Annotated in this window: 22 protein-coding genes and 4 pseudogenes; 13 read left to right on the forward strand and 13 right to left on the reverse strand. The window is 56.9% G+C overall.

Annotated elements, in window-relative coordinates; translation table 11 throughout:
- Positions 1-4: 4 nt before the first annotated feature.
- On the reverse strand, positions 5-421 hold the full coding sequence (locus FGS76_RS06485) for a hypothetical protein (protein WP_138771810.1): 417 nt from the start codon (positions 419-421) through the stop codon (positions 5-7).
- A 193-nt stretch (positions 422-614) separates the two neighbouring features.
- On the opposite strand from FGS76_RS06485, the gene FGS76_RS06490 reads away from it, so the two are divergent.
- Positions 615-1,991, forward strand: a complete 1,377-nt coding sequence (locus tag FGS76_RS06490; RefSeq protein ID WP_138771811.1) for a tyrosine-type recombinase/integrase — start codon at positions 615-617, stop codon at positions 1,989-1,991.
- 42 nt (positions 1,992-2,033) lie between these two features.
- Here the strand turns inward: FGS76_RS06490 and FGS76_RS06495 are convergent, their stop codons facing one another.
- Positions 2,034-2,525: a nucleotidyl transferase AbiEii/AbiGii toxin family protein gene (locus tag FGS76_RS06495; RefSeq protein ID WP_228235335.1), complete on the reverse strand. Its 492-nt coding sequence runs from the start codon at positions 2,523-2,525 to the stop codon at positions 2,034-2,036.
- Between the two features lie 25 nt (positions 2,526-2,550).
- Between FGS76_RS06495 and FGS76_RS06500 the strand changes: the two are divergent.
- Positions 2,551-3,695 (forward strand): annotated as a pseudogene (locus tag FGS76_RS06500) (IS3 family transposase).
- 136 nt (positions 3,696-3,831) lie between these two features.
- Here FGS76_RS06500 and FGS76_RS06505 read toward each other — a convergent pair.
- The 7 genes from FGS76_RS06505 to FGS76_RS06535 form a co-directional block, all read right to left on the reverse strand.
- Entirely contained in the window at positions 3,832-4,206 is a 375-nt protein-coding gene (locus FGS76_RS06505; RefSeq protein ID WP_138771812.1) for a DUF302 domain-containing protein, read from the reverse strand.
- A 27-nt stretch (positions 4,207-4,233) separates the two neighbouring features.
- Positions 4,234-6,591, reverse strand: coding sequence for a heavy metal translocating P-type ATPase (locus tag FGS76_RS06510; protein ID WP_138771813.1), 2,358 nt, complete (start codon positions 6,589-6,591; stop codon positions 4,234-4,236).
- Positions 6,584-6,796, reverse strand: coding sequence for a hypothetical protein (locus tag FGS76_RS06515; protein WP_022996756.1), 213 nt, complete (start codon positions 6,794-6,796; stop codon positions 6,584-6,586). The genes FGS76_RS06510 and FGS76_RS06515 overlap by 8 nt, the downstream gene beginning before the upstream one ends.
- A 42-nt stretch (positions 6,797-6,838) precedes the next feature.
- A complete protein-coding gene (locus FGS76_RS06520) occupies positions 6,839-8,191 on the reverse strand; it encodes an APC family permease (RefSeq protein WP_026949849.1) in 1,353 nt (450 codons plus the stop codon).
- Between the two features lie 129 nt (positions 8,192-8,320).
- Positions 8,321-9,070, reverse strand: a complete 750-nt coding sequence (locus FGS76_RS06525) for a copper resistance protein B (RefSeq protein ID WP_022996758.1) — start codon at positions 9,068-9,070, stop codon at positions 8,321-8,323.
- The gene (locus FGS76_RS06530; protein WP_022996759.1) at positions 9,067-10,824 is read right to left on the reverse strand and encodes a copper resistance system multicopper oxidase; all 1,758 of its coding nucleotides are present in this window, start codon (positions 10,822-10,824) and stop codon (positions 9,067-9,069) included. Before FGS76_RS06530 ends, FGS76_RS06525 begins: the two co-directional genes overlap by 4 nt.
- An 84-nt stretch (positions 10,825-10,908) precedes the next feature.
- The gene (locus tag FGS76_RS06535) at positions 10,909-11,442 is read right to left on the reverse strand and encodes a cupredoxin domain-containing protein (protein WP_026949848.1); all 534 of its coding nucleotides are present in this window, start codon (positions 11,440-11,442) and stop codon (positions 10,909-10,911) included.
- A 203-nt stretch (positions 11,443-11,645) separates the two neighbouring features.
- On the opposite strand from FGS76_RS06535, the gene FGS76_RS06540 reads away from it, so the two are divergent.
- The 6 genes and pseudogenes from FGS76_RS06540 to istB all read left to right on the forward strand — a co-directional run bounded on the left by FGS76_RS06540 (position 11,646) and on the right by istB (position 17,957).
- Positions 11,646-12,314: a response regulator transcription factor gene (locus FGS76_RS06540; protein WP_138771814.1), complete on the forward strand. Its 669-nt coding sequence runs from the start codon at positions 11,646-11,648 to the stop codon at positions 12,312-12,314.
- Positions 12,315-12,333: 19 nt separating this feature from the next.
- A complete protein-coding gene (locus tag FGS76_RS06545) occupies positions 12,334-13,638 on the forward strand; it encodes an ATP-binding protein (protein ID WP_204431498.1) in 1,305 nt (434 codons plus the stop codon).
- Between the two features lie 812 nt (positions 13,639-14,450).
- Positions 14,451-15,476, forward strand: a pseudogene (istA, locus tag FGS76_RS06555) (IS21 family transposase); the annotation flags it as partial.
- A 7-nt stretch (positions 15,477-15,483) separates the two neighbouring features.
- Positions 15,484-17,051, forward strand: a pseudogene (locus tag FGS76_RS19875) (IS3 family transposase).
- Positions 17,026-17,199 (forward strand): hypothetical protein, encoded by a 174-nt coding sequence (locus FGS76_RS06575; RefSeq protein WP_205717204.1) that lies wholly within the window; start codon positions 17,026-17,028, stop codon positions 17,197-17,199. Before FGS76_RS19875 ends, FGS76_RS06575 begins: the two are co-directional and overlap by 26 nt.
- A 12-nt stretch (positions 17,200-17,211) precedes the next feature.
- Positions 17,212-17,957: pseudogene (istB, locus tag FGS76_RS06580) on the forward strand (IS21-like element helper ATPase IstB).
- Positions 17,958-18,023: 66 nt separating this feature from the next.
- Here istB and FGS76_RS06585 read toward each other — a convergent pair.
- The gene (locus FGS76_RS06585) at positions 18,024-18,389 is read right to left on the reverse strand and encodes a hypothetical protein (protein ID WP_138771819.1); all 366 of its coding nucleotides are present in this window, start codon (positions 18,387-18,389) and stop codon (positions 18,024-18,026) included.
- A gap of 806 nt (positions 18,390-19,195) precedes the next feature.
- Between FGS76_RS06585 and FGS76_RS06595 the strand changes: the two genes are divergently transcribed.
- The 3 genes from FGS76_RS06595 (at position 19,196) to FGS76_RS06605 (ending at position 20,707) form a co-directional block, all read left to right on the forward strand.
- On the forward strand, positions 19,196-19,696 hold the full coding sequence (locus FGS76_RS06595) for a JAB domain-containing protein (protein WP_138771821.1): 501 nt from the start codon (positions 19,196-19,198) through the stop codon (positions 19,694-19,696).
- 232 nt (positions 19,697-19,928) lie between these two features.
- Complete coding sequence (locus FGS76_RS06600) at positions 19,929-20,141, forward strand: DUF932 domain-containing protein (protein WP_228235151.1); 213 nt, start codon at positions 19,929-19,931, stop codon at positions 20,139-20,141.
- A 146-nt stretch (positions 20,142-20,287) separates the two neighbouring features.
- Positions 20,288-20,707, forward strand: a complete 420-nt coding sequence (locus tag FGS76_RS06605; RefSeq protein ID WP_138771823.1) for a hypothetical protein — start codon at positions 20,288-20,290, stop codon at positions 20,705-20,707.
- Between the two features lie 31 nt (positions 20,708-20,738).
- Here the strand turns inward: FGS76_RS06605 and FGS76_RS06610 are convergent, their stop codons facing one another.
- On the reverse strand, positions 20,739-21,068 hold the full coding sequence (locus FGS76_RS06610) for a helix-turn-helix domain-containing protein (protein ID WP_138771824.1): 330 nt from the start codon (positions 21,066-21,068) through the stop codon (positions 20,739-20,741).
- 312 nt (positions 21,069-21,380) lie between these two features.
- Here FGS76_RS06610 and FGS76_RS06615 point away from each other — a divergent pair, with 312 nt between their 5' ends.
- Complete coding sequence (locus FGS76_RS06615) at positions 21,381-23,603, forward strand: PKD domain-containing protein (protein ID WP_138771825.1); 2,223 nt, start codon at positions 21,381-21,383, stop codon at positions 23,601-23,603.
- A gap of 95 nt (positions 23,604-23,698) precedes the next feature.
- Positions 23,699-24,055 (forward strand): hypothetical protein, encoded by a 357-nt coding sequence (locus FGS76_RS06620; RefSeq protein WP_138771826.1) that lies wholly within the window; start codon positions 23,699-23,701, stop codon positions 24,053-24,055.
- Between the two features lie 41 nt (positions 24,056-24,096).
- Here the strand turns inward: FGS76_RS06620 and FGS76_RS06625 are convergent, their stop codons facing one another.
- Positions 24,097-24,309 carry an AlpA family phage regulatory protein gene (locus FGS76_RS06625; protein WP_138771827.1) on the reverse strand — a complete coding sequence of 71 codons (213 nt, stop codon included), beginning with the start codon at positions 24,307-24,309 and terminating at the stop codon, positions 24,097-24,099.
- 105 nt (positions 24,310-24,414) lie between these two features.
- Positions 24,415-24,984, reverse strand: a complete 570-nt coding sequence (locus FGS76_RS19880; RefSeq protein WP_377899806.1) for an inovirus Gp2 family protein — start codon at positions 24,982-24,984, stop codon at positions 24,415-24,417.
- Positions 24,985-25,528 lie beyond the last annotated feature (544 nt).

The following is a 25,528-nucleotide window of genomic DNA, read 5'->3' on the forward strand; positions in this document are numbered from 1 at the left end:
GGCTTCAGCCGCGATCAGCGCCGAAAACGAAAAAGGCCCGGCATAAAGCCGAGCCTTTTTGTTTCGATTTGGTCGGGACGGAAGGGTCCGACAGGTTCCCGGTGCAAGCACTGCTTGCACCCTGGCGGACGCCCGAGGCCGGCAGGCCGAGGGCCGGCAATCCGCCCCATGCTTGCGCCAGAACGAAAAAGGCCCGGCATAAAGCCGAGCCTTTTTGTTTCGATTTGGTCGGGACGGAAGGGTCCGACAGGTTCCCGGTGCAAGCACTGCTTGCACCCTGGCGGACGCCCGAGGCCGGCAGGCCGAGGGCCGGCAATCCGCCCCATGCCTGCGCCAGAACGAAAAAGGCCCGGCATAAAGCCGAGCCTTTTTGTTTCGATTTGGTCGGGACGGAAGGATTCGAACCTTCGACCCCTTGCACCCCATGCAATTTCCGCACGGATACGCACGGACCCTGGCGAACCTCCTAAGAGGGCTCTATCATAGCAAACACGCGGCTTTCAGGCCGCTTTTCTGTTTACACCAATCCGCTGGCATCCGCCGACAGCCAGCCGATCTGGTGGGGCAAAAGTGGGGCAAAATTATCAAACCTCAGATCCTGCAGGGGGTAGGACATGACCAAGCTGACGGCTAAGCAACTGGAAGCCCTCACCGCAACGGATGACGGCAGGACACTACGCGAGGATAACGGCCTGGTCGCCAAGGTCCGCGCCGGCGTTCGTGGCGTCACGGCACTGTTTCGCTATGAGTTCAAGCTGGATGGGGTCAAGCGCGATTACCGCCTCGGCAGCTGGCCCAAGAACACACTCGCTCAGATTCGGGCCAAGCGTGACGAAGCCAAAGCCTCAGTCGCTAAAGGTATCAACCCCAACGCCGCCCAGAAGGCAGCCAGGATTGAAGCCCAAGCCGCCATTGCCTCAACCATCGCCGAAGCCGAGCGCCAAGCGTCGGAAAACAGGACGGTGAACGAGCTATTTGAAGCCTGGCTCGACGATGGGGTATCACGGCAAGATGGCAACGCCGAACTCCGCAGAAGTTTTGGCAAAGACGTGCTCCCCTTGATTGGCAAGACGCCGCTGCGTGCCTTGACCGATAAGGACCTTCTCTCCGTGCTCAGAACAGTAAAGGCTCGCGGCCTGAACCGCTCCGTCGTCATTCTGAACAACGACATGGGTCAAATGCTGCGTTGGGCGGAGAAGCGGCAACCCTGGCGCACCTTGATGGCTGACGGGAACCCCGCCGACCTGGTGGATGTCACCACCCTGCTGGATAGCGACTATCAGGAAGAACGGGAGCGGGTGCTCTCCGCCGAAGAGATCCGAGAGCTGCATGACATCTTCGAGAAGCTGGAAGCGGATTACGCTGCCCTGCCGGCGGGCCAGAAATACAGCGGCATCCGCCCGGTAAACCCCCGCGTGCAAAGCGCCATCTGGATATGCCTGGCAACCCTATGCCGCATCGGCGAGCTGCTTCAAGCGGAGTGGAAGCATGTCGACTTTGACACCGGTCTCTGGTTCATTCCCGCGAAGAACACCAAAGGACATCGCGGAAAGCGGCAGGATCATCATGTCTTTCTGTCGCCTTTTGCATTGTCACAGTTCAAACGGCTACACCAGGAAACCGGCCACACTGCCTTCCTATTTCCCAACAGAGCCGGAGATAGCCACGTCAACACCAAAAATGTCAGCAAACTGATCGGTGACCGGCAATGCCGCTTCAAGAATCGCAGCAAACCTCTGGCCGGCCGGCATCATGATGACAGTCTAGTCTTGGCAAATGGCCAAAATGGCGCATGGACGCCGCACGACATGCGCCGCACTGGCGCGACAATGATGCAAGCGATCGGCGTACCGCTCGACATCATTGATCGCTGTCAAAACCATCTTCTGGGCGGCTCGAAAGTCCGGCGGCACTACCTGCGCCATGACTACGCCAAAGAGAAAACTGAGGCATGGAAACTGCTAGGGGAGCACATAGAAGCGTTACTGTAAGCGTTGGCCCGCCCCATGTTGAGCGAGCAGCAGGGGCCATCCCTACTCGAACAGGGCGGCGACTTCCTGCAAGATCTCTACAGCCGAATCAAAATCCACACTTTCATCATCGTCAGCGTACGACATCGCATCCACAAACTGCCTGTACTCTTCGCGATACTCCTCATCGTTGTCCAGGCACTCGATGGCCTCCTGAATCGACTCTGTAAACGGGGCCTGAGTATCTCGCTTTCCTGTCTGCCGATCGCCTTCGAATGAGGAGTCTGCGACATCCACAAACAGCTCTTCATCTTCCCTAATCACAGAGATCAGCGGAGCAATATCGTGAAGATGGCGAACCATCTCAGGATCCTCACCATGAGCTGATCGATTACTCTTCAGCACACGCCATGTCAACGCACTCAACTTGTCGGCTGCAGTCTCAATCGGCGGCAGGCGCAAGATTTCGACTTCAGGCTCAGTCTCTGTGTAGTACGAAATGAAAGACTGAATATAGTGGCATAGTGGCTTTGGTGATTTTGAGTGTATGATCACTCAGATAGAAAGTCCGGTAACGATAATGACAAAGAAGAGAACGTTCAGTCCGGAATTCCGCTTGGCGGAGGCCTAGCTCGGTCGACCAGGGCTATTCACTGAAAGCGGCCTGTGATGCCATGGGGGTTGGCGAGTTCACCATGGAGTACTGGGTTCGCAAGCTCCCTTCCGAATGAGCAGGCAACGTACCGAAAGGCGAAGCCCTGACCCCGGAACAGCGTGAGATTCAGGAACAGAAACGCAAGCTGCGGCGGGTGGAGGAAGAAAAGGAAATCTTAAAATAAGGCTACTGCTCTCTTGATGTCGGACTCCCTGAACAATTCTCGATAATTGAGCGACTTGAACGGTGCAACGCCTATGTCAGGTATTTGGGGTTCATCGCAGCAGCTACCGGCCGGCGTGACCGGGACAAAGAGCGCTGTGAGGCTGAGAAAACGCTGCTGGATCAGGTTGTCGAGGCGCATGCTGCCAGTAACGGCTCTGCGGGGCTCGCAGCATTGCCAAGATCGCCACCCAGGCTGGAACGACACTGAGCCGGTACCGTGCCGGCAGACGGATGAAGCAGTTAGGGCTGGTCAGCACGCGGCCGCCAGGGCACTCCTACAAGAAGGCGGATCAGCCACACCTGGACATCCCGAACCGTCTTGATCAGGAGTTCGATGTAAAGGAGCCCAATCAGGCTTGGACCGGAGATACTACCTATATCTGGACAGGAGTGCGCTGGGCTTACCTGGCGGTGGTTATCGACTTTTTCCTGTAAACCCGTGGACTGGGCGCTGTCCCTGCCCCCCAATACGGAACTGGTAAAGAAGCCCCTAACCATTGCCTATAGGTCGTGGGGCGAGCCACAGGGCGTCATGTTTCATTCAGATCAGGAGTGCCAGTACACCAGCCTGGGATTCCGAGAGTTGCTCTGGCGCCATCACATGAAGCAGAGTCTCAGCCGGCGAGGAAGTTGCTGGGATAACGCCCCGACAGAGCGGTTCTTCAGGATTTTGAAAACGGAGTGGGTACCGGAAATCGGGTATCCGTGCTGTATCTCGGCGAAGCAGTCGATCACGGACTATATGATCGGCTATTACAGCGTTCTGCGACCGCACAAGCACAACGGCGAGCTGCCGCGCAATGTCGCAGCAGGCTTACTGGAAAACTCAAAAGACGGCGGCCTGAAATACTTGGCCACTACACTTGGAGTTAATCACAGTCAGTTGAATTCAAACAGAACGGTCTGGGCAAACTCCGTGTAGCTTGATCACAGTCAAAAATCACTATCTCAACCAACTGATGGCGCGGCTTCAGACGCCTACTATACCTCGGACAGTGCCTCCCTGACCTTGCCGGCAACCTGTTTCAGTTCGTTGTTTTCAATCGCCGTCATTGAAGCTACGGGATCTATCGCGCTGACTTCGATACCTTCAGACGTTTCCCGCAGAATGACATTGCACGGCAACATGGCCCCTACCCGGGGCTCTACACCAATGGCTTCCCACGCCATAGCAGGATTACACGCCCCAAGGATCCGGTACGCGGGCATTTCCTTGTCAAGCTTCTCCTTCATCGTGGCTTTGACATCAATTTCTGTCAGCACCCCAAAACCGTGATCTGTGAGGGACTGACGAGTTCGCTTGTCAACTTCCTCAAAATTGGCATCTTCTATAATTCGATCAATCGTGTACGGCATAGGTATCTCCAACAAATCCGACGTATATCACTTTGGTCCGAGCTTGACCAGTCGCAGGCGCAGCGCATTCACGATCACGCTGACCGAAGACAGCGACATAGCCGCCGCCGCAAAAATCGGTGACAGCAGGATGCCGAAAAACGGGTATAGAACGCCGGCCGCTATCGGCACACCCGCAGAGTTATAGACAAAGGCAAAAAACAAGTTCTGCCGGATATTGCGCATGGTTGCCAGCGACAATCGACGTGCTTCCACAATGCCCATGAGATCGCCGCGCAACAGGGTAATGCCGGCGCTTTCGATGGCCACATCAGTGCCCGTGCCCATGGCTACGCCTACATCGGCGGTTGCCAGAGCCGGAGCGTCGTTCACCCCGTCACCAGCCATCACCACAACACGGCCCTCATCTTTCAGGCGCTGAACGATCTTGCCCTTATCCTCCGGAAGCACTTCCGCTTCCACTTCATCGATGTGCAATTTACGGGCAACCGCCTCGGCCGACGTCCGGTTGTCGCCGGTGAGCATGACGACTCGGATGCCGTCTTTCTGCAGTGCAGAAATAGCCGCTTCAGTGGTTTCTTTCACCGGATCGGCGATGGCAAGCAAACCGGCCACTTTGCCGTCTACGGCCGCGAAAATAACAGTCGCCCCATCCTGGCGGAGCTGGTCGGCTTCGCTTTCAAAGTCCGCGGTGTCCACATTTTCCGCTTCCATCAACAGCCGGTTTCCGAGCAATACCCGTCGTCCATCAATCCTACCGGTGACGCCCTTCCCATTGGGTGAATCAAAATCTTCCGCGTCCGGTAGTTTCAAGCCCATGGTCTTTGCTTTATCGAGAATGGCGTGGGCCAGCGGATGCTCACTGCCCTTTTCCAGGCCGCCGGCGAATCGCATGAGCTCATCCTCGCTGCCCCCGGCAGCTGGCACCAGTTTGGTCACCTGAGGTTTGCCTTCAGTCAGTGTGCCCGTCTTATCCACCACCACGGTGTCCACTTTCTCCATACGCTCAAGTGCTTCGGCATCGCGGATCAGCACACCGCTCTGAGCACCCCGCCCAACGCCGACCATAATCGACATGGGCGTTGCCAGCCCCAAAGCACAGGGGCAAGCAATAATCAGCACGCTCACCGCAGCAATCAGACCGAATGCCATCGGGGGCGTCGGCCCGAACAACGACCAGGCTATAAAGGCGATAATGGCGATCACGATCACCGCAGGCACAAAATAGCCCGCGACCCTGTCGGCCAGGCCCTGAATGGGCGCGCGGCTGCGTTGGGCGCTGGCCACCATCTGCACAATCTGGGACAGCATGGTGTCCCGGCCCACCTTGTCCGCACGCATGATGAAACTGCCCTGCTGGTTGATGCTGCCGCCGATCACCTGGTCTCCTGACTTTTTGCTGACCGCCAACGGCTCACCGGTCACCATGGACTCATCCACGTTGGAGCTGCCTTCGAGCACCTCGCCGTCTAGCGGAACCTTGTCGCCCGGACGCACCCGCAGGCGGTCGCCGACCTTGACCTGATCCAGCGATACATCGGACTCACCGCCATCATCGTCCAGTTTCCTGGCCGTTGCCGGCGCCAGATCTAACAGAGCCTTGATGGCCCCGGAGGTTTTCTCCCGGGCGCGCAATTCCAGCACCTGTCCAAGCAGCACCAGCACCACAATGACCGCTGCCGCCTCAAAGTACACTGCCACTGAGCCGTCGGCCTGCCGGAAAGCGCCCGGGAATACCTGGGGCGCAAGTGTGGCGACCAGGCTGTAGATCAGGGCCACGCCGGTACCAATGGCTATCAGCGTGAACATGTTCAGGTTACGGCTAACCACGGATCTCCAACCCCGGACGAAGAAGGGCCAGCCGCACCAGAGCACCACGGGCGTTGCCAGCACCAACTGAATCCAGTTGGACATCTGTGGAGCAATCATATGGTCAAGCCCGGTCAGATGCCCGCCCATTTCCAGGACCAGTACAGGCAAGGTCAGCACCAGCCCGATCCAAAACCGGCGGGTCATGTCCGTAAGTTCTGCAGAGGGGCCATCATCCAGGCTCACCTGCTCGGGCTCCAGAGCCATACCACAGATGGGGCAGTCCCCTGGCCCTTGCTGTCGAATTTCCGGGTGCATGGGGCACGTATACATCGTACCTGGCGCAACCGGCTCTTGCGGCTTGTCTTCCTCACCGAGGTACTGCTCAGGGTCCTCGTCGAATTTGGACTGGCAGCGCGAGGAGCAGAAGTACCAGGTTTTACCGCCATGCTGGCTGCGGTGTTCCGCGGTATGCGGATCGACTGCCATGCCGCAAACCGGATCCTTGGCGGTGTGCCCGCCAGGTTCTTTATCGGCGTGGTGATCGTGGTCATGGGCGTGATGGTGCTCAGCCATTCTGATCTCCTGTTTTATCGGCGGGCCAGTCTGCAAATGCAATGAAATACAGCAGAACCAGATTGACGATAGGGATCAGTATCAGTACACCCATCCACCCCGGATACCCCGTGCGCTGGCAAATACGCCAGGCCGGAATGACGACCACAATGGCAATCACCAGCATCCACAGCCAGTGGCCTGCCCACATGGTGTTCCCGAACATGTTATCTCCCATCATGGCAATAGCCTCTCTTCCTGATTCAGATTAATGATGATGCGCATGACTCTCTTCCTGTTTCGCTTGCGCCGATTCCGGTGATCTTTTAAGGAAAATCTGCTCGGATACTGCAATCACGATCATGGTCACGACTGCCACGCTGATGACGAACGGGTCCGTATTAAGCTTTACCCAGACGAAGCCGCCCAGCGCCAAAAGATCCAACAAGATGGCTGTTGCTGGCACCCAGGTGTTGGCCTTGATGTCTTTGCGAAGATAGCGCAGTACACCCCAGTGAATGGCAATGTCCATAATCAGGTAAAACACGATACCCAGCGCGGCAATTCGTGACAGATCAAAGAAGGCGGTGAGGATCAGCCCCAGGACAACGGTATACACCAGTGTGTGTTTCTGGATGCTGCCGGGCATGCCAAAATGCCGATGTGGTACGAGCTTCATCTCCGTCAGCATCGCCAGCATGCGGGATACCGCGAAGACGCTGGCGAGAATACCGCCCGCCGTGGCCATCATGGCAATAGCGACAGTAAACCAGACACCGTAATCGCCGAGAGCGGGACGCGCAGCGGCCGCCAGAGAGTAGTCCTGCGTTTTGATGATTTCCGCCAGGGACAGGTTACTGGCAACGGCGAAACCGACCAGGGTGTAGATCACCACGCAGGCTGCGATGGAAATAATAATCGCTCGCCCCACGTTTCTCTTGGGGTCTATGACTTCCGAGCCGCTGTTGGTGATGGTGGTAAAACCTTTGAAGGCCAGAATGCCAAGGGCCGTTGCCCCCAGGAAATTGCCAAAGGTTCCAGCCTCACCGGGGCTAGAGAAATCAACAGAAACACTGTCGGCAATCCAGATACCCACCAGCCCGAAAACCAGAATGCCTCCGATCTTCAGGATACCTATAAAGGAAGCCACGCCCTGAATCATTCGGTTGCCCAACAGATTGATCAGAAACGCGGCCAGAATTAGTGAGACGCCAAGAATGGGCACCATGCGGCCACTTTCATCGCCATCGAACAGTTGCATGGTGTAAGAACCGAAGGTTCGCGCAAGAAAGCTCTGGGCAATCACCATCGAGAAATACATCAGCAAAGCATTGAAAGCCGTCGGTAACCGATTGCCATAGGCTTTGTGCAGGTACATGCCTATGCCCCCGGCTGACGGGTAGGCATTGGAAATTTTGATGTAGGAATAGGCACTGAAGCTTACGATTACCGCCGCGGCCAGAAACGCCAACGGGAAAAGAACGCCAGTCATCTGCGCCATCTGCCCGGTAAGGGCGAAGATACCGGCGCCAATCATGACACCGGTGCCCAGCATAACAGTTCCCGGAAGTGTAAGACTGCCTTTCTGATAGCGCGTGGTTCTGTCGTGCGTGCTGCTCATACAACCTCCTGTTGTTTTGAACGGCGTTTGATACTCAATAAATAGCCAATGCTGGCTTGGGTAGATCTCACTTGCATCAATGTCGAGAAAAACGGGCCAAAGAAATATCTTTAGCCCCTAAGTACCTGATCAGAGTGCGATGCGCGCTCCAATCACAGCAAACCAATCTGCTGTACTGCCGCCGTCCGCTTCGGCAAAGTCGGCACTATCGCCGTATTTGCGCTCATGCACCACGCCCACATAAGGCGAGAACGCACGGTCTATCAGGTCGTAGCGGAGCCGGAGGCCGGTTTCGGTGGAAACCAATCCTTTGCCGATGCCAATTTCCCTGTCTTCACTGAACGCTACCGTCGCATCCAGCGTTGCGGAAAGGATCCAATAGTTAGTGAGCAGCAGCTCGTACTCTGCGTCAAGTTCGGCTGAGGTATCTCCATCCTTGCTGACATACAAGTTTGCATCGATCTCAAACCATTGGGGTGCCAGCCCGGCTACACCGAGAACAGCATACGTACGATCCGGTCCCTCGGGGGTGTCGAAGCGAACACCCGCTTTGGCGTCGAAGAACTTGGAAATGGGGATCTGGCCGACCAGCTGGTTTTCCAGTGATTCGTAGGCCCGCTCCTCCAGGCTGTACTCACCTTTTGAAATCCACCGGAGTTTCAGCTCGTCGGTGCCGTAGAAGGCATCCGCATCCCAGACGCCCAGCTCCTCGTCATCGTCGCTGTAGCGGTACTCAAATTCCTCGAATTGAACGCCCCAGGTTGTGAGCGGCTGTTTACGAGCCGTGGTGTCGGAAATCATTTCCTGAGCTGTCACCGCCGTTGAGACACCAATAGAGGCAAGAAAACTGACGGCGACAAGTGATCGAATACAACTCATGCCTCACCTCCATCTTCAGCAATCACGTCTGTTTTGGCCTGCGTTGAATCTGGCCCACCTTCAACAATGACCTTGCGGAACATACCAGCGGCCGCGTGATAGGACAGGTGACAGTGGAACGCCCACTGGCCGGGCGCGTCGACCTCGGTTTCCATGTAAACCGTGGTGCCTGGCTGCACACTGACCGTGTGCTTGATCGGGTTCCATTGGTCTGCACCAACATCGAGAATGGACCACATGCCGTGCAGGTGCATAGGGTGAGTCATCATGGTCTCGTTCACGAATTTGAAGCGAACTCGCTCACCGTATTTGAGACGAATTGGGTCTGCGTCTTCGTACTTGACGCCATTAATGCTCCAGATATAACGCTCCATATTGCCGGTCAAACGAAGCTCAATTTCCCGGGTCGGTTCGCGGTCTTCATACAGTGGATCTTGGGCCTTCAGGTCAGCATAGGACAGGAACTTGCCGCCATTGGCTGCCGTGGGTACAAGGCCACTTCCCTTGGCGTAAAAGGGGTCGCTTTGGCCGCCTTTTCCCATCGCCATGGAACCATGATCCATGCCTTCCATGTTGGAATGATCCATGCTGTCCATGTTGGAGTGGTCCATTCCCTCCATTGAGGAGTGATCCATCCCGGACATATCTTCTGAGCTGTCCATATCCATGTTCCCATGATCCATGCCCGCCATGCTGCCATGGTCCATACCAGGCATACCGCCCATATCAGCCATTGTCAGGCGGGCAGGTTCACGCAGTTGCGGCACGGCCGCTTCCATACCCTTTTCAGGGGCCAGTGTTGCCCTGGCATAGCCGGAACGCCCCATGGATTCAGCGAAAATGGTGTAGGCCTGCTCATCTTTCGGGTGGACGATCACATCATAGGTTTCCGCCACACCGATCCGGAACTCGTCCACGTTAACGGGCTGAACGTTGTTGCCATCGGCCTGTACAACCGTCATGTCCAGACCGGGAATCCGTATGTCGAAGTAGGTCGTGGCCGAGGAGTTGATGAACCGCAGCCGGATGCGTTCTCCGGGCTCAAAAAGGCCAGTCCAGTTCTGCTCGGGACCTTTGCCGTTGATCAGGCCCGTAAAGCCCTGCAAGTCCTCAACGTCCGCTTTCATCATCCGCATGTCACCCCAGGCCATGCGGTCCCGAATGGTGTTCATCAGACCGTTTTTGGACGCGTCCGAAAAAAACTCCCCCACGGTTTGCTGCTCACGGTTGTAGTAATCCGGCATCATTTTCAGGTTGCGCATGATGCGGTCACCGGAATGGGGGTGCTTGTCAGTCAGCTGCACCACGTATTCACGATCGTAGCGGAATGGCTCACGGCCCTCGGGCTCAATGACAATGGCACCATAGGCCCCGTCTGGCTCCTGAAAACCAGAGTGGCTATGAAACCAGTAGGTGCCTGCTTGCTGGATAGGGAATTCATAGGTGAACGTTTCACCCGGCTTGATGCCAGGGAAACTGATACCTGGCACACCGTCCTGATTGAAAGGCAGGATCAGACCGTGCCAGTGAATGGACGTCATCTCATCCAGGTTGTTGGTCACGTTGATCCGGACGTTCTCGCCTTCCTTGAAACGCATTACCGGTCCCGGAGATGCGCCGTTGTATCCAATGCCTTCCTTCACAAAATCGCCGGTATCAATTTTTACCCGGTCGACCGTAAGGTCGTATTCGCCGGCCAGAACCATGGCTGGCATCAGCAGGCTCAAAAGCCCTGTCAAAAAGCGTGGTTTCATCTGTGTTGCTCCGAACTACACGTCATTGAAGCCGGGCCGAGAAACGTGTCTCAGCCCCGCGCTCGCGGACCTCAGTTAAGCGAGTTACTCGAAATTGACCTTACCGTACATCCCGGCCTGATAGTGGCCCGGCACGTTGCAGGCAAATTCGATATTGCCTTTATCAGAGAACTTCCATACCACTTCTTTACTTTGGCCCGGTTCCAGCAACACGCTGTTCGGGTCGTCATGCTTCATGGAATGGCCATTCCCCATATCCATATTCATCATGTCGTGGTTCAGCTTGCCGCCCTGGATGACGCCATGCTCAACCATCATCATCATTTCCTCCTGATGGCCCTCGTGCATCTCTGGGGTGCCGATGTTGAATTCGTGAACGAGGTTCCCTTTGTTCTCCACCATGAACCGCACCGTTTCCCCGGGGCTTACGGTGATTGATTCCGGTTCATAGTAGTTGTCGTACATTTCGACTGTTATGGTTCGGCTGACCTCTGAGGCTTTACCAGGTTCACCACTCGCAGCGCCGTGACCGTGGCCTCCGCCATGGGTTCCAGCGGCAAAGGCGGTCGCCGACAATGAGATTGTTGCGGCAGCAACAAGGAATTTTGATACGATCATATAACTTCTCCCTTGAACGGATCTGGCCCAGAAGGCCGGTTTGTTTTACTCAAAACTTGAGCAATATCCAGAAACGGTTGCTATCATCGCTCAGCAACCTGAATCCATGCTGAAAATCGGAATTATTTTTCGTTCAGGCACAATTCAGCTTGGGCAGCAACACTGACGGGCTTTGATACTCAAATTGGGAAGGCAGATCAGGAATGCGATTACTTCTGGTGGAAGATGATCCCCTGCTGGCGAACGGGCTAAGCGCCCAGCTGGAAAAGGCCGGCTTCAGCGTGGATACCGCCCGTACAGCACGGGACGCCCGGCAACTCGGGCAGCAGGAAAGCTACCGGGCCGGTATTCTTGACCTGGGCCTGCCCGACGGTAACGGTCTGGACGTACTGAGGCAGTGGCGGGCGCATAAGGTCAGCTTCCCGGTGCTGATCCTGACCGCCAGAGGAGACTGGCAGGACAAGGTCAATGGACTGAAGGCCGGCGCCGATGATTACCTCGCGAAACCTTTCCAGACGGAAGAACTGATTGCCCGGCTTCACGCCATCGTGCGGCGAAGCGAAGGCCGAATAATGGATACCCTGACAGCGGGCCGATTCGAGCTGGACGAAAATCGCCAGACGTTAAGAGCCGGTGACCAGACCGAACATAGCCTGACCGGTACGGAGTTCCGCTTGCTCCGTTGTCTGATGAGTCGACCCGGGCAGGTTTTCTCGAAAGAACAGCTTCTGGACCAGCTATACAGCCTCGACGACACACCCAGCGAAAACGTTATCGAGGCCTATGTGCGGCGGCTCAGGAAGCTGGTGGGTCCGGACACCATAAAGACCCGACGCGGTCAGGGGTACCTGTTCGATGCCGATAGCCGCTAGACCTCACTCAGTCAGGGCGATGCTCCTGATTCTGCTGCTTCCGGCCGGTATTGGCCTGATGGCGCTAGCCTGGATCATCCATGGGGCCTTGCTGGAGAGGATGTCCACGGACTTTGTAGAAAGCCGCCTGAAAGACGAGGTGGCTTTTCTGGAACACCAGATCCGCCAGTCCGGCGGCCGAACTGACACACTCCAGACCGGCGACTACTTTCAGGAAGTGTTCCACCACGCCTTCGCCATTGCCTCTCCGTCCGGGCAGTCCATTTCACCGAAAACCTGGACACCGCTGCTGAGGCCGTTGCTCTCGTCCGAACAGGAAGGAGCCGTGAGAGTCCGGGATGCTGAGGTGCCCGCTGCGCCTTCCGAAATGCTGGGGTATCGCCGTGCCTTCACGGTCGACGGAAATTCCTTCGTGGTCATTGTTGCTGAGGATATGGAGGCACTGCAGCAAAGTCAGGCCGAACTCCACACCTGGACCGCCGTCGTTTCGGTTTTACTGGTCATTCTGATGATCGGGAGCATATGGGTGGGCATCAGTCTGGCCCTGCGGCCAGTAGTGGGCCTTCAGGCGAGCCTGAAAAGACTTCAGTCAGGCGATATTTCCCGTATTAACGCAAATGGCCCGGAAGAATTCCGGCCCCTCGTCCGGCAACTCAATCAGCTGCTGGATTCACTGGATGACCGGTTGGAACGCTCCCGTGACGCCCTTGCCAACCTTTCCCACAGTGTGAAAACGCCCATAGCGGCTGTCAGACAGATCCTGGAAGACACGAGCCGCCCGCTCGATAAGAACCTGAGACGGGAAATGGCGTCGCGCCTCGACGACATAGATGCTCAGCTTGAGTCAGAAATGCGGCGAAGCCGGTTTGCAGGCCCACAGGTCGGCCAAAGTGCCTGCCCGGTCAAACAGGCCCGGGACCTGCTGTGGATGGTCGGCCGCCTCTACCCCGATAAATCTTTTGAACTATCAACATATCTGCCTGAACACCGTCGCTGGCCTGTCGAGGAGCATGATCTGAACGAAATCCTTGGCAACTTGCTGGATAACGCGGGCAAATGGTCGTTCCGCTGGGTGGAGCTCACCCTGGGTGAAGATCAAGGCCAGTTAAAAATTATCATCAGCGACGATGGGGCCGGCGTCTTAGAGACAGCCCGCTCAAAATTGGGCACGCGGGGATTAAGACTGGACGAGCAAAAACCCGGTCATGGCCTGGGACTGGCTATTGTCCACGCGATAGTTGAGCGTTATCAGGGGCTGGTTCATTACACGTCGAGTAAAGCGGGAGGTTTTGCTGCAGTTGTTGAGATTCCTGGTTCAGATTGATTCGGCGTCACGGTCTTCCCAGGATCAAGTGATACTTCCCTCCAAAATAACCCTAACGCTGTAGTGACATTGTGAATCTGACCACCTGATCACTGAAGTCTTCTTTTGGGTCTGTCAGTAAAATGACTGCGGGCCAGGAGACCTGGCCCGAACAAAGCTCACTGCCCTGCTAGAATGCCGCCTAATTCCAGTAGTACGTGTGGCCCGCCTTAGCGCCATCGACAAAAACATCAACGTACCGGTAGGTCATTACGCAGCCCTCCGGGTTGCTGCCCCTCCAGACATTGGACCCCACTGACACATTCTCCCTTTTACGGGGAGCGGTTTGGCAGACCCTCGTTTTGTTCCAGCCTGCCAGCCCATCCCCGTAATCGCTGTTTTCAACCCGCTCGTACACTTACCGCTCCTCGACATAGACCCCAAAACCATAGGTGCTGGACATGTTGCTTCCCCCACTGCTGCCGTCAGCACTAACAGCACGCGAAGAAAACGGCGGCAAAGGCGGTTTGATGTCTTCCAGGCGGTCCTTCATCGCGGATTTCGCCGCACCGCACCCGAATGGGAACCTCCGGGCAGACACAGCCAAATGGCACATTCATCCTAGGATACTGAACTGGATACCGCAGGCTGCGTATTCCAAACCAAGGTTGCCACTGATTCCAGACGAAGCCTGCCACCCATTCCACGCGAAAGCTGCCACTGATTCCACGGCAAAGCTACCACCCCGGCAGGCTGCCTGAACCGTTATCAAAATCGTCCGGCTCGGGATAACTTAACGGTACTCTGACCCTTTTCATCCGGAGATGGGCCAGATGCCAGCGAAGAGGTTATCCGTGCGTAAGATCAAAGAAGTTCTTCGCCTCAAGTGGGAGCGAGAGCTGAGTAACCGCGAGATGGCAGCGGCCTGTGGCGTCAGCCGCCCCACCGTAAGCGAATACCTGCGCCGTACGGTTGAGGCGGGTCTGAGCTGGCCGTTGCCAGCGGATCTGGAGGAGGTCCATCTGGAGCAACTGCTGTTCTCGCAACCACCGGATCTTCCGACACAGGCCCGATGCATCCCGACTGGCAACACATCCGCGACGAACTCACGTGCAAGAATGTCACCCTGTTCCTGCTCTGGCAGGAGTACCGGCAAGCCACCCCCTACGGTTATCAGTACAGCTGGTTCTGCGAGCACTACCGCGTCTGGCGGGGCAAGCTGGACCTGATGATGCGCCAGGACCATTGGGCCGGAGAGAAGCTGTTCGTGGACTATGCCGGCCAGACCGTGCCCGTCATTGACCGCACCACCAGAGATATCCACGAGGCACAGGTCTTCGTGGCGGTGATGGGCGCGTCCAATTACACTTACGCCGAAGCCTCCTGGAGCCAGGCATTGCCGGACTGGATCGGCTCTCACACCCGGGCCTTCCAGTACCTGGATGGAGTTCCGGGATTAGTGACTCCCGACAATTTGAAATCGGGCGTTTACCAAGGCTCACCGGTAAGAGCCGGACCTCAATCCAACTTACCAGGATATGGCTGCCCATTATGGGGCCGCCATCGTTCCTACCCACGCCCGCGAGCCCAGGGTCAAGGCCAAGGTGGAAGGGGGTGTGTTGATCGTCGAGCGCTGGATCCTGGCGGCGTTGCGCCATCGCCAGCACTTCTCGCTCATCGACGGTCACTACTACTCAGTGCCCTACACCGTGATCAAAAAAAAGGTGGAGGTTCACATCATCCATAATAACATCGAATACTTTTACCGGGGCAACCGTGTCGCCAGTTACCGCACCCTATCAGCCTATTTGTCCAGTAGGCGAATTAACCTGAATTCAATAGTCCCGGGGCGGCATAGGAGTATTCATGCCACGTTATTCCGAAGATCGTAAAGCCGACGTGCTGAAGAAACTGCTGCCTCCGCAGAACCGCAGTGACTTGTCGGTGTCGGCATCGGAAGGCATATCCGATGTGACTCTGTATAGTTGGTTAAAACAGTGTCGACAACAACGAATGCCCGTGCCAGGTAATCGTAATACCGGGGAAGACTGGTCCCCCGAAGCCAAGCTGCCTGTTGCGATTGAAACAGCCTTGATGTCTGAAGCTGAACTCAGCGCCTATTGCCGCGAGAAAGGCCTGTATGCGGAGCAAATGCAGCGCAGGAAATAAGCCTGCCTGCAGGGCTCTGGCATGCAGGAAGACCGGAATAAAGCGGCTCAGAAGCAGAAACGAGTGTCCCGAAAAACCATCAAAAAGCTGAAGGCGGAAGTTCGCCGCAAAGACAAGGCCCTCGCTGAGACTACCTCGCTGCTGGTGCTATCAAAAAGCTCGAAGCCTTGTACGGCGAAGATCCGGACAGCAGCGAGGATGACTGACGCCGCTGGACGGACTTGCAAGGCTTCTGGAGCTTTTTGATGAAGCTGTTGCCGGTGGCGCAGCCCGATGCAGGCCCGCAGAGCTGATGGATATCAGCGAGCGCACATTGAAGCGCTGGCGCACTGTCGACGGTCGGGTGGCTGAAGACCACCGTGCCGATGCAGAACGGGCTAAACAGCCCCATAAACTCACCCAGGCCGAGGAGTTGGCCATTCTGGGTGCATGTAATCAACCTCAGTACCGGAATTCACCACCGTCGCAGATCGTGCCGTCACTGGCTAATAAAAGCGTCTATCTGGTCTCTGAATCGTCGTTTTAACGGGTGCTGAAGAAACACCGGCAACAGAATTATCGGGGACGGATGAAGCAGCCCCGGAAGGTGCCTGAGCCGACTAGCTTTACCGTGACAAGCCCGAACCAGGTATGGAGTTGGGACATCAGTTATTGTCCGTCAGCGGTACGAGGCCAGCATTGGTATCTGTACCTGATCATGGACATCTACAGTCGCAGGATCATTGCCTGGTATATCCATGGCAGAGTTCCGGCGGGTTGGCCAAGAAGCTCATTAAACGCGCTCTATTGCCAGAGGGCTGTTGGCACAATCCGCCGGTGTTGCACTCTGACAATGGAGCACCGATGACGTCTTACACTCTCAAAGCCAGACTGGCTGACCTGGGCATATTTGATGTCCCACAGCCGGCCGAGGGTCAGTAACGATAATCTTATTCGGAGTCGTTGTTCCGGACGGTCAAATACTCCCCGGAATGGCCGTCAAAGGGCTATGCATCGCTCACGGCCGTGCGCGAATGGATGCTGGCGTTCGAGGAGGCCTACAACGAGAAGAATCTGCACAGTGGGTCCGGTTCGTGACACCGGCAGATCGCCATCTAGGTATTGATCATGAGCGCCTGGCACATCGGAAAATGGTTTATGGAAGAGCAAAGCGCCGGAATCCACGGCGCCGGTCTGGCCCCACCCGAAACGGGGAAGTAGCCGGACCGTTCTCGCTCAATTCTGGCAAATTGAAGGAAATTGAGCGTAATAAGTTGGCCCCTTAAACGCGCCCTGATGCTGGGTAGTTGCCGGTACAAGAGCATCGAATCCATCCTCAAACACCGTCTGGATCAGCAGCCCCTGGAAGAGCAACAGGAACTGGCCTTGCCCGACACCCACGACAACATCCGTGGCCCGGCCTACTACTACTGAAGGATCTCTGACATATTGAAACACCCCACATTGGATAAGCTCCACGCTCTCAAACTGACCGGCACGGCTGCCGCCCTGGCGGATCAGTCGGCCACCCCCGACATCACCGACCTGAGCTTCGAGGAGCGCCTCGGGCTACTCGTGGATCGGGAAATGACCGAGCGGGACAACCGGCGCATGAGTAGCCAGCTGCGCCGGGCCAAGCTGCTGCACACGGCCATCCTCCAAGACATCGATTACCGGAACTCACGGGGCCTAGATAAAGGGCTGGTGCAATCACTGGCCGGCTACCAATGGGTGAAAGAGCACCTGAACGTGCTCATTACCGGGCCCACCGGCGTTGGCAAAACCTGGCTGGCCTACGCCCTGGCGCATAAGGCCTGCCGGGAATGCTACACCGCACAGTACGTGAGCCTGACCCGACTGATGCGGGAGCTGACCATTGCCAAGGGCTACGGCCAGTACGCCAAACTCCTGACCAGCCTCGCCAAGGTCGACGTGCTGACCCTGGATGACTGGAGGCTGATGAAACTGAGTGCGGAGAACCGGCAAGACTTGCTGGACGTGCTGGAAGACCGACATGGCCGAGCTCCACCATCGCCACTAGCCAATTACCCATCGAGGAATGGCATGACGTAATCGGTGACGCCAATCTGGACCAGCTCGTTCATAACGCCTACAAGATCAATGTCCGGGGTGAATCCATGCAAAAGCGAAAGGGAAAGGGAAAGTTGACGGACACTACGAGTTCGGAGTAAGAAGAGAAACCCCGCGTCCCTACGCTCCGATGGGTGGCAGCCTTGCTCAGGTCCGGGTGGCAGGTTTCACATGGAATGGGTGGCAACCTTCAGCGGTTTACGCAGCGTGTCGACCTTTGAGCGATATGTCCCTTCTTCCACCAACAAGCGGCTATAGCTGTGATGAAGCTCCGCCAGCACATTAATAATCACTTTCCGGGTATTCGGATCACTCAAATTTCTCTCTAGCCGTGTCTTAAAGGTTTCAACAGCGATATCAAAATTCTTTAGCAGTAGCCCTTCCTCATCTCGCAGCCTCTTGAGCAACCTCTGGAATTGTTTCTTTTCCAGCTCATCAACTCGGGGGTCACGTTTAGCCGGGAGAATACCAAAGGCCTTAAAGAGGTAACTTACAACCTCTCCTTGAGTTGGAAAGCCGATTTTATCGTCCATAGAGCGGCACCTTAGACCGCCCCGCCTAAGCGGGGCGGCACCTGTTATTTCTTCCGGTTAGGATTTAGCTGAGCACCACGATTGCCATGTACATGGCTATTCACGGGGTTCGTTCCATTGCTGCCGCGATTCGTATTGGCTTGATCGGAACGATGATTTGCTCTTTGCCTCTTTGAATTGGTCATTTCGTGACTCCTATTGGTGATTCTGATGTTGCGGATTCACCGTACTAGCTCATGAGCACATCTGGCTGCTGGAAACTTGGCGACGTACTTTCGCGCCTCAACCTACCTCCATACTTCCGATCATGAGGATTCTATCGATTTTCAGATATATACCACTGACCGGATAGCACCAGGAATGTGGGCTGATCCAGCCGCAATAAACCGTACAGAAAAGGAGACACCGTGAACCCTGACTGCCCTCGTTGTCGCTCTACCCGTGTCGTTACCCTCCATGTTGGCCGCAAAACCTGCGGCGCCCTCGGCACGGCGGCAGGTGCCGCCACTGGATTTTCAACTGCCGTGTCCGGTGCCCGTGTTGGAGCCGCTGCCGGGCTCATCGCCGGCCCCGCCGGCCCTACCCTGGGAGGTATTGCCGGCGCTATAGTCGGCGGTCTCGTTGGCGGCTTTGCGGGCGGCTCCGCCGGCGCGGCCGTTGGCGAGATGCTCGATGAGACCGTTCTAGATAGCTTCGAATGTCTGGAGTGCGACTACCGATTCAGCGCGGAACTGGAATAAGCCTGCCCTACCCCTCTAACCCGCACAAAGCCCGCCCATGCGGGCTTTTTTCTTCTGGAGATCGCTATGTGCGACTACGATACAACATTCGTAAAGAGCGAGAAGGGCCTCTATCACGCCTCCGGCCCAATAACCTCGGATGACATCATCCGCACAGCCGCCGCCATCCTTCAGGAGAACCTGACGCGCGGCGACACCCTGTCCCACCCGGAGGAGGCCGCGCGTTTCCTGCAGATGACTTTGGCCAACGAGAAGAACGAGCACTTTGCGGTGCTGTTCATGAACAACAAAAATCAGGTGCTGAGCTTCGAGCGACTGTTCTCTGGCACCGTCGACGGCGCCACCGTCCACCCCCGGATCGTGGTGCAGAAGGCCCTGGAGTGGAACGCAGCCTCGGTAATCCTGGCCCACAATCATCCCTCAGGGCACAGCGAGCCGTCCCAAGCGGACCGCGACGTTACCCAGCTACTGGTGAAAGCTCTTGGCCTCATTGACGTCCGCGTCCTTGATCACTTGGTGGTATCCCAATCTGGCTGGGAAAGCCTCTCCCGGCGTGGCTGGGTCTGATCCGCCTCCTTTTCGTTCCCACCCCGTACTACCCGATCACGGCCCCGCCTGATGGCGAGGGGCGCTTTTATGCCGTTCACGAGGAGCAAACATGACTCACCTCGTAGACGAGATGGCCTATACCGACCGGACCCCGTGGCATGGCCTGGGCAACGCGCTGTCGCCCGGCCAGTCCATCGAGACCTGGGCTCGCCAGGCGGGTATGGAGTAGCCGGAGATCGAGAAGTTTCTGATCGGGCTCTTCCAAGAGCGCCCGCTGTCGAAGCGCACTACGGCCAATGAACGGGCCATGGCGAAAGTCCACGCTCTGTTCCACGGCGCGGGCCGGGGTGCGGATCTGCCTTCCGCCAAGGGTACTGTCTATGGCCTGCTCAATGCCGTTACCGAGTTCGTTGACCACGAACGGCGGGCACGGAGCTTCTATCACAGGCTGGACTCCGCGTAGTTCGACCAGGGCGCGAGTTTGAAGCAGAGGGCGCTGGATCAAGCGGTGTTGTTGGCTGATTGATGCCTTTAACACACCGCAAGCATTACGGGCCGGTATCCCCGCCCCACCGGCTCAACATCTATCTTTTTCACCGGAGAAACGCCATGCCTCCCAACGACCCCTCTCCCTATCGCCGGTTCGCCCTGGCGTCGGACCTGCAAAGCGAGACGCTGCCTCAGGCCGTGGCGCCGGTCTGGGGGGCCTTTCTGTTCGAAGGCCTGATGACGTCCAAAAGAGACCCTCACCGAAGTGAGCGCCTACTAAATTTCTGGCACGCGGGCCGCATGAAGCTGGTGACGGAGAGCTGTCGCTATCTGGACCGGATTTGGGCGTACAGTCGGCGCCACTGGCGGCACCTGAGCCCCAAACACGGGACGTTCGAGTTTGAGGTCATCTCTGCCTTCGGGGATTTGCTGGGCTTCCACCTGATCCTGAATCACGGCGAGCTGCCGTCCGACGAGGAGGCCGACCTGGTCATCCAGGGCTTGGTCGATGCGTTCTTTACCCGTGAAGACGCTCTCTGAGCACGGAGGCCCCGCCACCAACCTGAGCAAACTACTCCTCGATCAGCCCCAGCAGTGCCTTGCGGCGCTTGATCGTTAGACGACGGTACGCCTTGATCAGCGCTACCTCGCCGTCATCACTGGTGGTGATGGTTTGCGCCTCTCGCAAATCGGCGTCGTGCCCATAGACCAATTCATCCAGAGACACATCCAAAACCCGCTTCAGCTCAAGCAGATAGCTGAATCTCGGGGGATCGTTCCCCAGTTCCCACGACGAGACGGTCGTCTTGCTGACGCCCAGCTCCATACCCAACCGCTCCTGCGTCAGGTTTGACCGCTCGCGGGCGGCTCTCAACCGCTTTCCAAACTCTTTGGTCTGCATGGGAAGTCTCGATAGCAATCAGCCTCATAAGCTACGCAATTGGCCTTATGCTGTCGTACGGCCAGGCTTTACTTTTGGTAAGGCCATGCCATACTTTTTCGATATAAGTAAGGAAGCTTTGTCTATGAATAAGGACAACGGAGCCCGGCCCGGAGGCACCACCCCCGGTTTTCGGTCTCCCATCGCGAACGCTTGGCGGAGATCAAGCGACTTGACCAACCCCTCGAAGCAGCGGCGGGCGAGCCATCCCGTGGCCCGCTCCTCCGTCGTGCTTTTCAAAGCGAAAAACAAATGATCTAGGGAGTAACAATAATGATTCGATGGATCGGCTATGGCCTGATCATGGCCTGCTTGATATTAGCTGGGTGCGGCGGAGGGGGTTCCTCCGGCGGTGAGGAAGAGACGTCCGACCCCAGCCCTGGCGCCACCAACACCGCGCCGCTCGCGGACGCGGGCAAGGCCCAAAGCGTCAAAGTGGGCGATACCGTCACCCTCAATGCCTCTGAAAGCCACGACGAGGACGGCGACACCCTCACCTACGCTTGGTCGTTGAGCGCCCAACCTGACGGCAGCGGCGCGGTCCTCGCGGACAGCGACACCGTCAAACCCACCTTCGTGGCTGACAGCGAGGGCGAGTACACCGCCGAGCTGATCGTAAATGACGGCCAGGTCGACAGTGAGCCCGCAACGGTCACCATCACAGCCACAATCGCCAACAGCCCACCCGTCGCCGATGCCGGCGCGGATCAATCCGTGAAGACCGGCGAGCCGGTGAACCTCGACGGATCCGCCAGCACGGACGCCGACGGCGACCTGCTCACCTACCAGTGGGCGCTCACCGAGCAGCCAGGTGGCAGCGTGGCGTCCCTGTCGGACGCGAACACCGTCGATCCGTCATTCACGCCCGATGCGGACGGGGAGTACGTTCTCACGCTGACGGTTAGCGATGGCGAAGCAACAGGCGTGGCTGACGAGGTGACCATAACAGCGGCAACACCGAACAGCGCGCCGACGGCGGACGCCGGCGAAGACCAGAGCGTCCTTGTAAGCGACGTAGTGACGCTGAACGGGTCGGCAAGCGCCGATCCCGATGGCGACGCGCTGCTCTACTCCTGGCGCTTTGTGAGCCGCCCAGCGGGCAGCAGCGCGACCCTGCAGGATGCCGAAACGGTCAATCCCACGTTCACTGCCGACGTCGAAGGCGACTTCGTGATCGAGCTGCTCGTTGGCGACGGCGAAGTTGATAGCAATACCGACAACGTCACGGTGAGCGCCACGAAAGCCAATGTAAGGCCCGTGGCCGACGCAGGGGCGGATCAGTCTGTAGTGGAAGGCGATGTCGTCACTCTGGATGCGAGCGGCAGCTCAGACCCGGACGGCGGCACCCTCAGCTATCACTGGCGTTTCGTCTCCAAACCGTTCCAGGCCACGTCCGAGCTTTCGGATCGGACATCGGTAGCGCCCACCTTCACCGCTGATGCCGAAGGTACCTACACCCTGGCATTGACAGTTAACGACGGCGAAATCACTAGTGAAGAAAAGCTTGTGCGCGTTACCGCCTCTGAGGCGAACGCCAAGCCCGTAGCCAATGCAGGCGGCGACATTAACGCCATGACCGGCACGGTGGTGACTCTGGACGGCTCCGCCAGCACGGACGCCAATGGAGATCCACTAAGCTTCGAGTGGGAGTTCGTATCACAACCTGACGGCAGCGCGGCATCGCTGACCAACGCCGCCACCGACAGCCCCTCGTTTACACCCGATGTCGACGGCGCTTATATCGTTGAACTGGTGGTGAATGATGGCCAGGCCGACAGCGCCGGCGACCGCGTTCAGGTCAATGCCGAAACCGCCAATAGCGAGCCCGTGGCGGACGCCGGCCGGGATCAAACGGTGGAAGTGGGACGCGGGGTCACCCTTGACGGGTCCGCCAGCACCGATGCGGACGGCGATACGCTGACCTATACCTGGACATTCCAGTCACGACCGGATGGCAGCGTCGTCGCACTCACCAATCCAGGTACCGTAGCGCCGAGCTTTACGCCCGACGTAGCAGGCGACTACGTTATCAGCCTGACCGTGAATGACGGCAATAAGACCAGCCGCGCCTCAACGGTGCGCGTTACCGCCATCGAGCCCGAGCTGACCCTGGAGGAGTTTGACGAGGGCGACGTGTTCGACCCAGCGGAATGGCGGATGGTGGGCCTGCCCTATACGTCCTCAAGCACCCTGACCCGCACGTCCACAGGAGAAAGCACCATCACCCTGGCGGAATTCCGCCTCAAGGCCATCGGCCGGGATTACACCCTCCAGGGTGTCCAGGTCGAAGATCCGACGGGCTCTCCCCTACCCGCCGGCTTGAATCCCCGCTTTGTGGGACTGACAAGCGGAATCGTGATCAGCGAAGGGGACAGCGTCACGTTTGAGTTGGTGGTCGACAAGGTCGTGACCACCAATGCTCAGGTCCGTTTCAGCTTCGAAGTTGGCTCCACTGGAGACCAATTCCAATCCACCTACACGCTGACACTGCGCTAGCTCCTTCCTCTCTCTCACCTACCGGGTGAGAGAGAGGGACAGCAAGGCACTTTCTTATTTGTCCAGGAACCTAAGCCCCGGACCCCGGAGGGAAAATGGGTAAAGACATTGACATCAAGAAGCTATCCGTCGAAGAACTCGACGATCAAAAGCTTTCCGAGCTAATCGCGGAAAAGGCGTCTTTCCAGATCGTTGCGGTCAAAAATCTAAGCTATGTGGTGAATAAGGTGGAAGTCGCCATTGAGACGAGCGGTTTGAAATGCAGAGTTTACACCGAGTACAGAAGCGCCTCGTTGGCTGGCTTTGTTATACCAACGGGGTTCACCCAAGCCATTAGCATTTATTCAGCAGTTGGCATTGCCGCGCACAACATAGCGACTTTCAATCCTGATTATGAAATCGCCAAGAACAAGCCACAGGGGAGAGTGACCGTAATTTACAAGAAGATCTAACACCGATATCAAACGAAGCCCATCGATAGGGATGGGCTTTCCTATTTAAGAGCATCACTCAACTCAACCATGTTCTGATCACGCTCCTCGATGCGAGCCATGATCCAGCCTTCCACCTCGTAGGAAACCCAGCCCACGGACCGGTTGACCAGCGGGACTGACTTCGGGAAGGCATCCTCCGCCATCAGCTTATAGATCGATGACCGCCCCAGCCCCGTGGAGGCAATTACTTCTTCCAATCGCATGATTTTCATTGCTATGTCCTCATAACCCTTCACGGGATGAGGAACGCCCGTCAAAATTCACTCGCGAGGGCCGCAGGTAGCAGCTCCACAATCAGCGACACCTGCCTCGCAAACCTAGTGTGCAAGCTGACCTATCTCCTTCCGGCGTGAACAGCCGAAGGACCTAAAGCCTTGACCGTAAATTTTGGTAGCCGCCTTCGCCATGTAGCTAACGCGCTCGAATATAGCGGCAAACTCTGCAGATCTGTTCGGCCGGTTACTGTTCAAGTAGTAAATCCCGTTGTTTGCATAGTGGACACTTCCGACCACCATCTCCGGCGGGACGCCTAACGCATGGGCCCACGCCCGGACGATGCAATGCGCCATTCCACCTCTGGTCCCCAATCCCGTATTGCCCCCTATAAGGCTCGGAAAAGGGCCCCAGGAGTAGTACGCGTCTTTGTTGACCAGAATGGCCACGTGATAGTGGTTTCGCGCGGATAGGTGCCGTTCAGCGGCCCAGGCGTGGTAAATACGACAGGGGTATCTCCGCGTCTTCATGCTCGCCTCTTTATCCACCTCCCGCTGTAGCCGATGAAAGAATCGTGAGATGGCTGATTCAGGCTGAGACGTCAATTCTGGCGGGTAGTGCAGGTCAAACCGAAACGCGCATAGGCGCTTGTTGACTGACGAGGCCTCCTGCATGGTTTCTAACAATAGATCCAGATATTCACTGACAAAGGGCGCATGACCAGGACAAAGCGGCCACCCCCTCCAGAGGGGACCGTAGGTCAACGTTAAGTTACGGTTCTTCGGATGGGTTTCCACTGCGGTTCTCCTATGACTCTTCGCATAGGAGCGCTAGGAAAACTATTTATTTATTGGTTGGGATTGCCTGACAGGGGCTGATAGACAATAGGCGGGGATGTATATACTACTAAACCAACATGGCTCGCCATTCGCCTAGACGCTAGTCGCCCATAGCTAGCGGTCTGGGGAGCAACTACCCTGAATATATGGCTGTATACTTATATAATCTTGGGTATACGGATTTAATGGTTGATGGGGCACCTTCACCCCATCAATCTGATACCACCCTCAGATGGTTGATAGATCGACTCCGTAGTTGAGTTCCTCTGCGAAGTCCGGCAGTCCGTAACCGATGGTTTTCTTGTAGAAAGGAGAGACCTTCGCAGTCGGTGCCTTCTTCTTGTGCTTCGTGGTGTAGTGAACCGCCCCGTATTTCGCG

The sequence above is a fragment of the Alloalcanivorax gelatiniphagus genome (assembly GCF_005938655.1).
Taxonomy (GTDB): Bacteria; Pseudomonadota; Gammaproteobacteria; order Pseudomonadales; family Alcanivoracaceae; genus Alloalcanivorax; species Alloalcanivorax gelatiniphagus.

Coding starts and splice junctions, on each gene's coding strand:
- FGS76_RS19880 (WP_377899806.1), bottom strand. CDS start 24,984: ATGCAGGAGGCCTCGTCAGTCAACAAGCGCCTATGCGCGTTTCGGTTT.
- FGS76_RS06605 (WP_138771823.1), top strand. CDS start 20,288: ATGCCTCCCAACGACCCCTCTCCCTATCGCCGGTTCGCCCTGGCGTCG.
- FGS76_RS06510 (WP_138771813.1), bottom strand. CDS start 6,591: ATGGCTGAGCACCATCACGCCCATGACCACGATCACCACGCCGATAAA.
- FGS76_RS06545 (WP_204431498.1), top strand. CDS start 12,334: ATGCTCCTGATTCTGCTGCTTCCGGCCGGTATTGGCCTGATGGCGCTA.
- FGS76_RS06490 (WP_138771811.1), top strand. CDS start 615: ATGACCAAGCTGACGGCTAAGCAACTGGAAGCCCTCACCGCAACGGAT.
- FGS76_RS06520 (WP_026949849.1), bottom strand. CDS start 8,191: ATGAGCAGCACGCACGACAGAACCACGCGCTATCAGAAAGGCAGTCTT.
- FGS76_RS06610 (WP_138771824.1), bottom strand. CDS start 21,068: ATGCAGACCAAAGAGTTTGGAAAGCGGTTGAGAGCCGCCCGCGAGCGG.
- FGS76_RS06515 (WP_022996756.1), bottom strand. CDS start 6,796: ATGTTCGGGAACACCATGTGGGCAGGCCACTGGCTGTGGATGCTGGTG.
- FGS76_RS06535 (WP_026949848.1), bottom strand. CDS start 11,442: ATGATCGTATCAAAATTCCTTGTTGCTGCCGCAACAATCTCATTGTCG.
- FGS76_RS06625 (WP_138771827.1), bottom strand. CDS start 24,309: ATGAAAATCATGCGATTGGAAGAAGTAATTGCCTCCACGGGGCTGGGG.
- FGS76_RS06615 (WP_138771825.1), top strand. CDS start 21,381: ATGATTCGATGGATCGGCTATGGCCTGATCATGGCCTGCTTGATATTA.
- FGS76_RS06595 (WP_138771821.1), top strand. CDS start 19,196: ATGTGCGACTACGATACAACATTCGTAAAGAGCGAGAAGGGCCTCTAT.
- FGS76_RS06525 (WP_022996758.1), bottom strand. CDS start 9,070: ATGAGTTGTATTCGATCACTTGTCGCCGTCAGTTTTCTTGCCTCTATT.
- FGS76_RS06585 (WP_138771819.1), bottom strand. CDS start 18,389: ATGGACGATAAAATCGGCTTTCCAACTCAAGGAGAGGTTGTAAGTTAC.
- FGS76_RS06530 (WP_022996759.1), bottom strand. CDS start 10,824: ATGAAACCACGCTTTTTGACAGGGCTTTTGAGCCTGCTGATGCCAGCC.
- FGS76_RS06505 (WP_138771812.1), bottom strand. CDS start 4,206: ATGCCGTACACGATTGATCGAATTATAGAAGATGCCAATTTTGAGGAA.
- FGS76_RS06620 (WP_138771826.1), top strand. CDS start 23,699: ATGGGTAAAGACATTGACATCAAGAAGCTATCCGTCGAAGAACTCGAC.
- FGS76_RS06540 (WP_138771814.1), top strand. CDS start 11,646: ATGCGATTACTTCTGGTGGAAGATGATCCCCTGCTGGCGAACGGGCTA.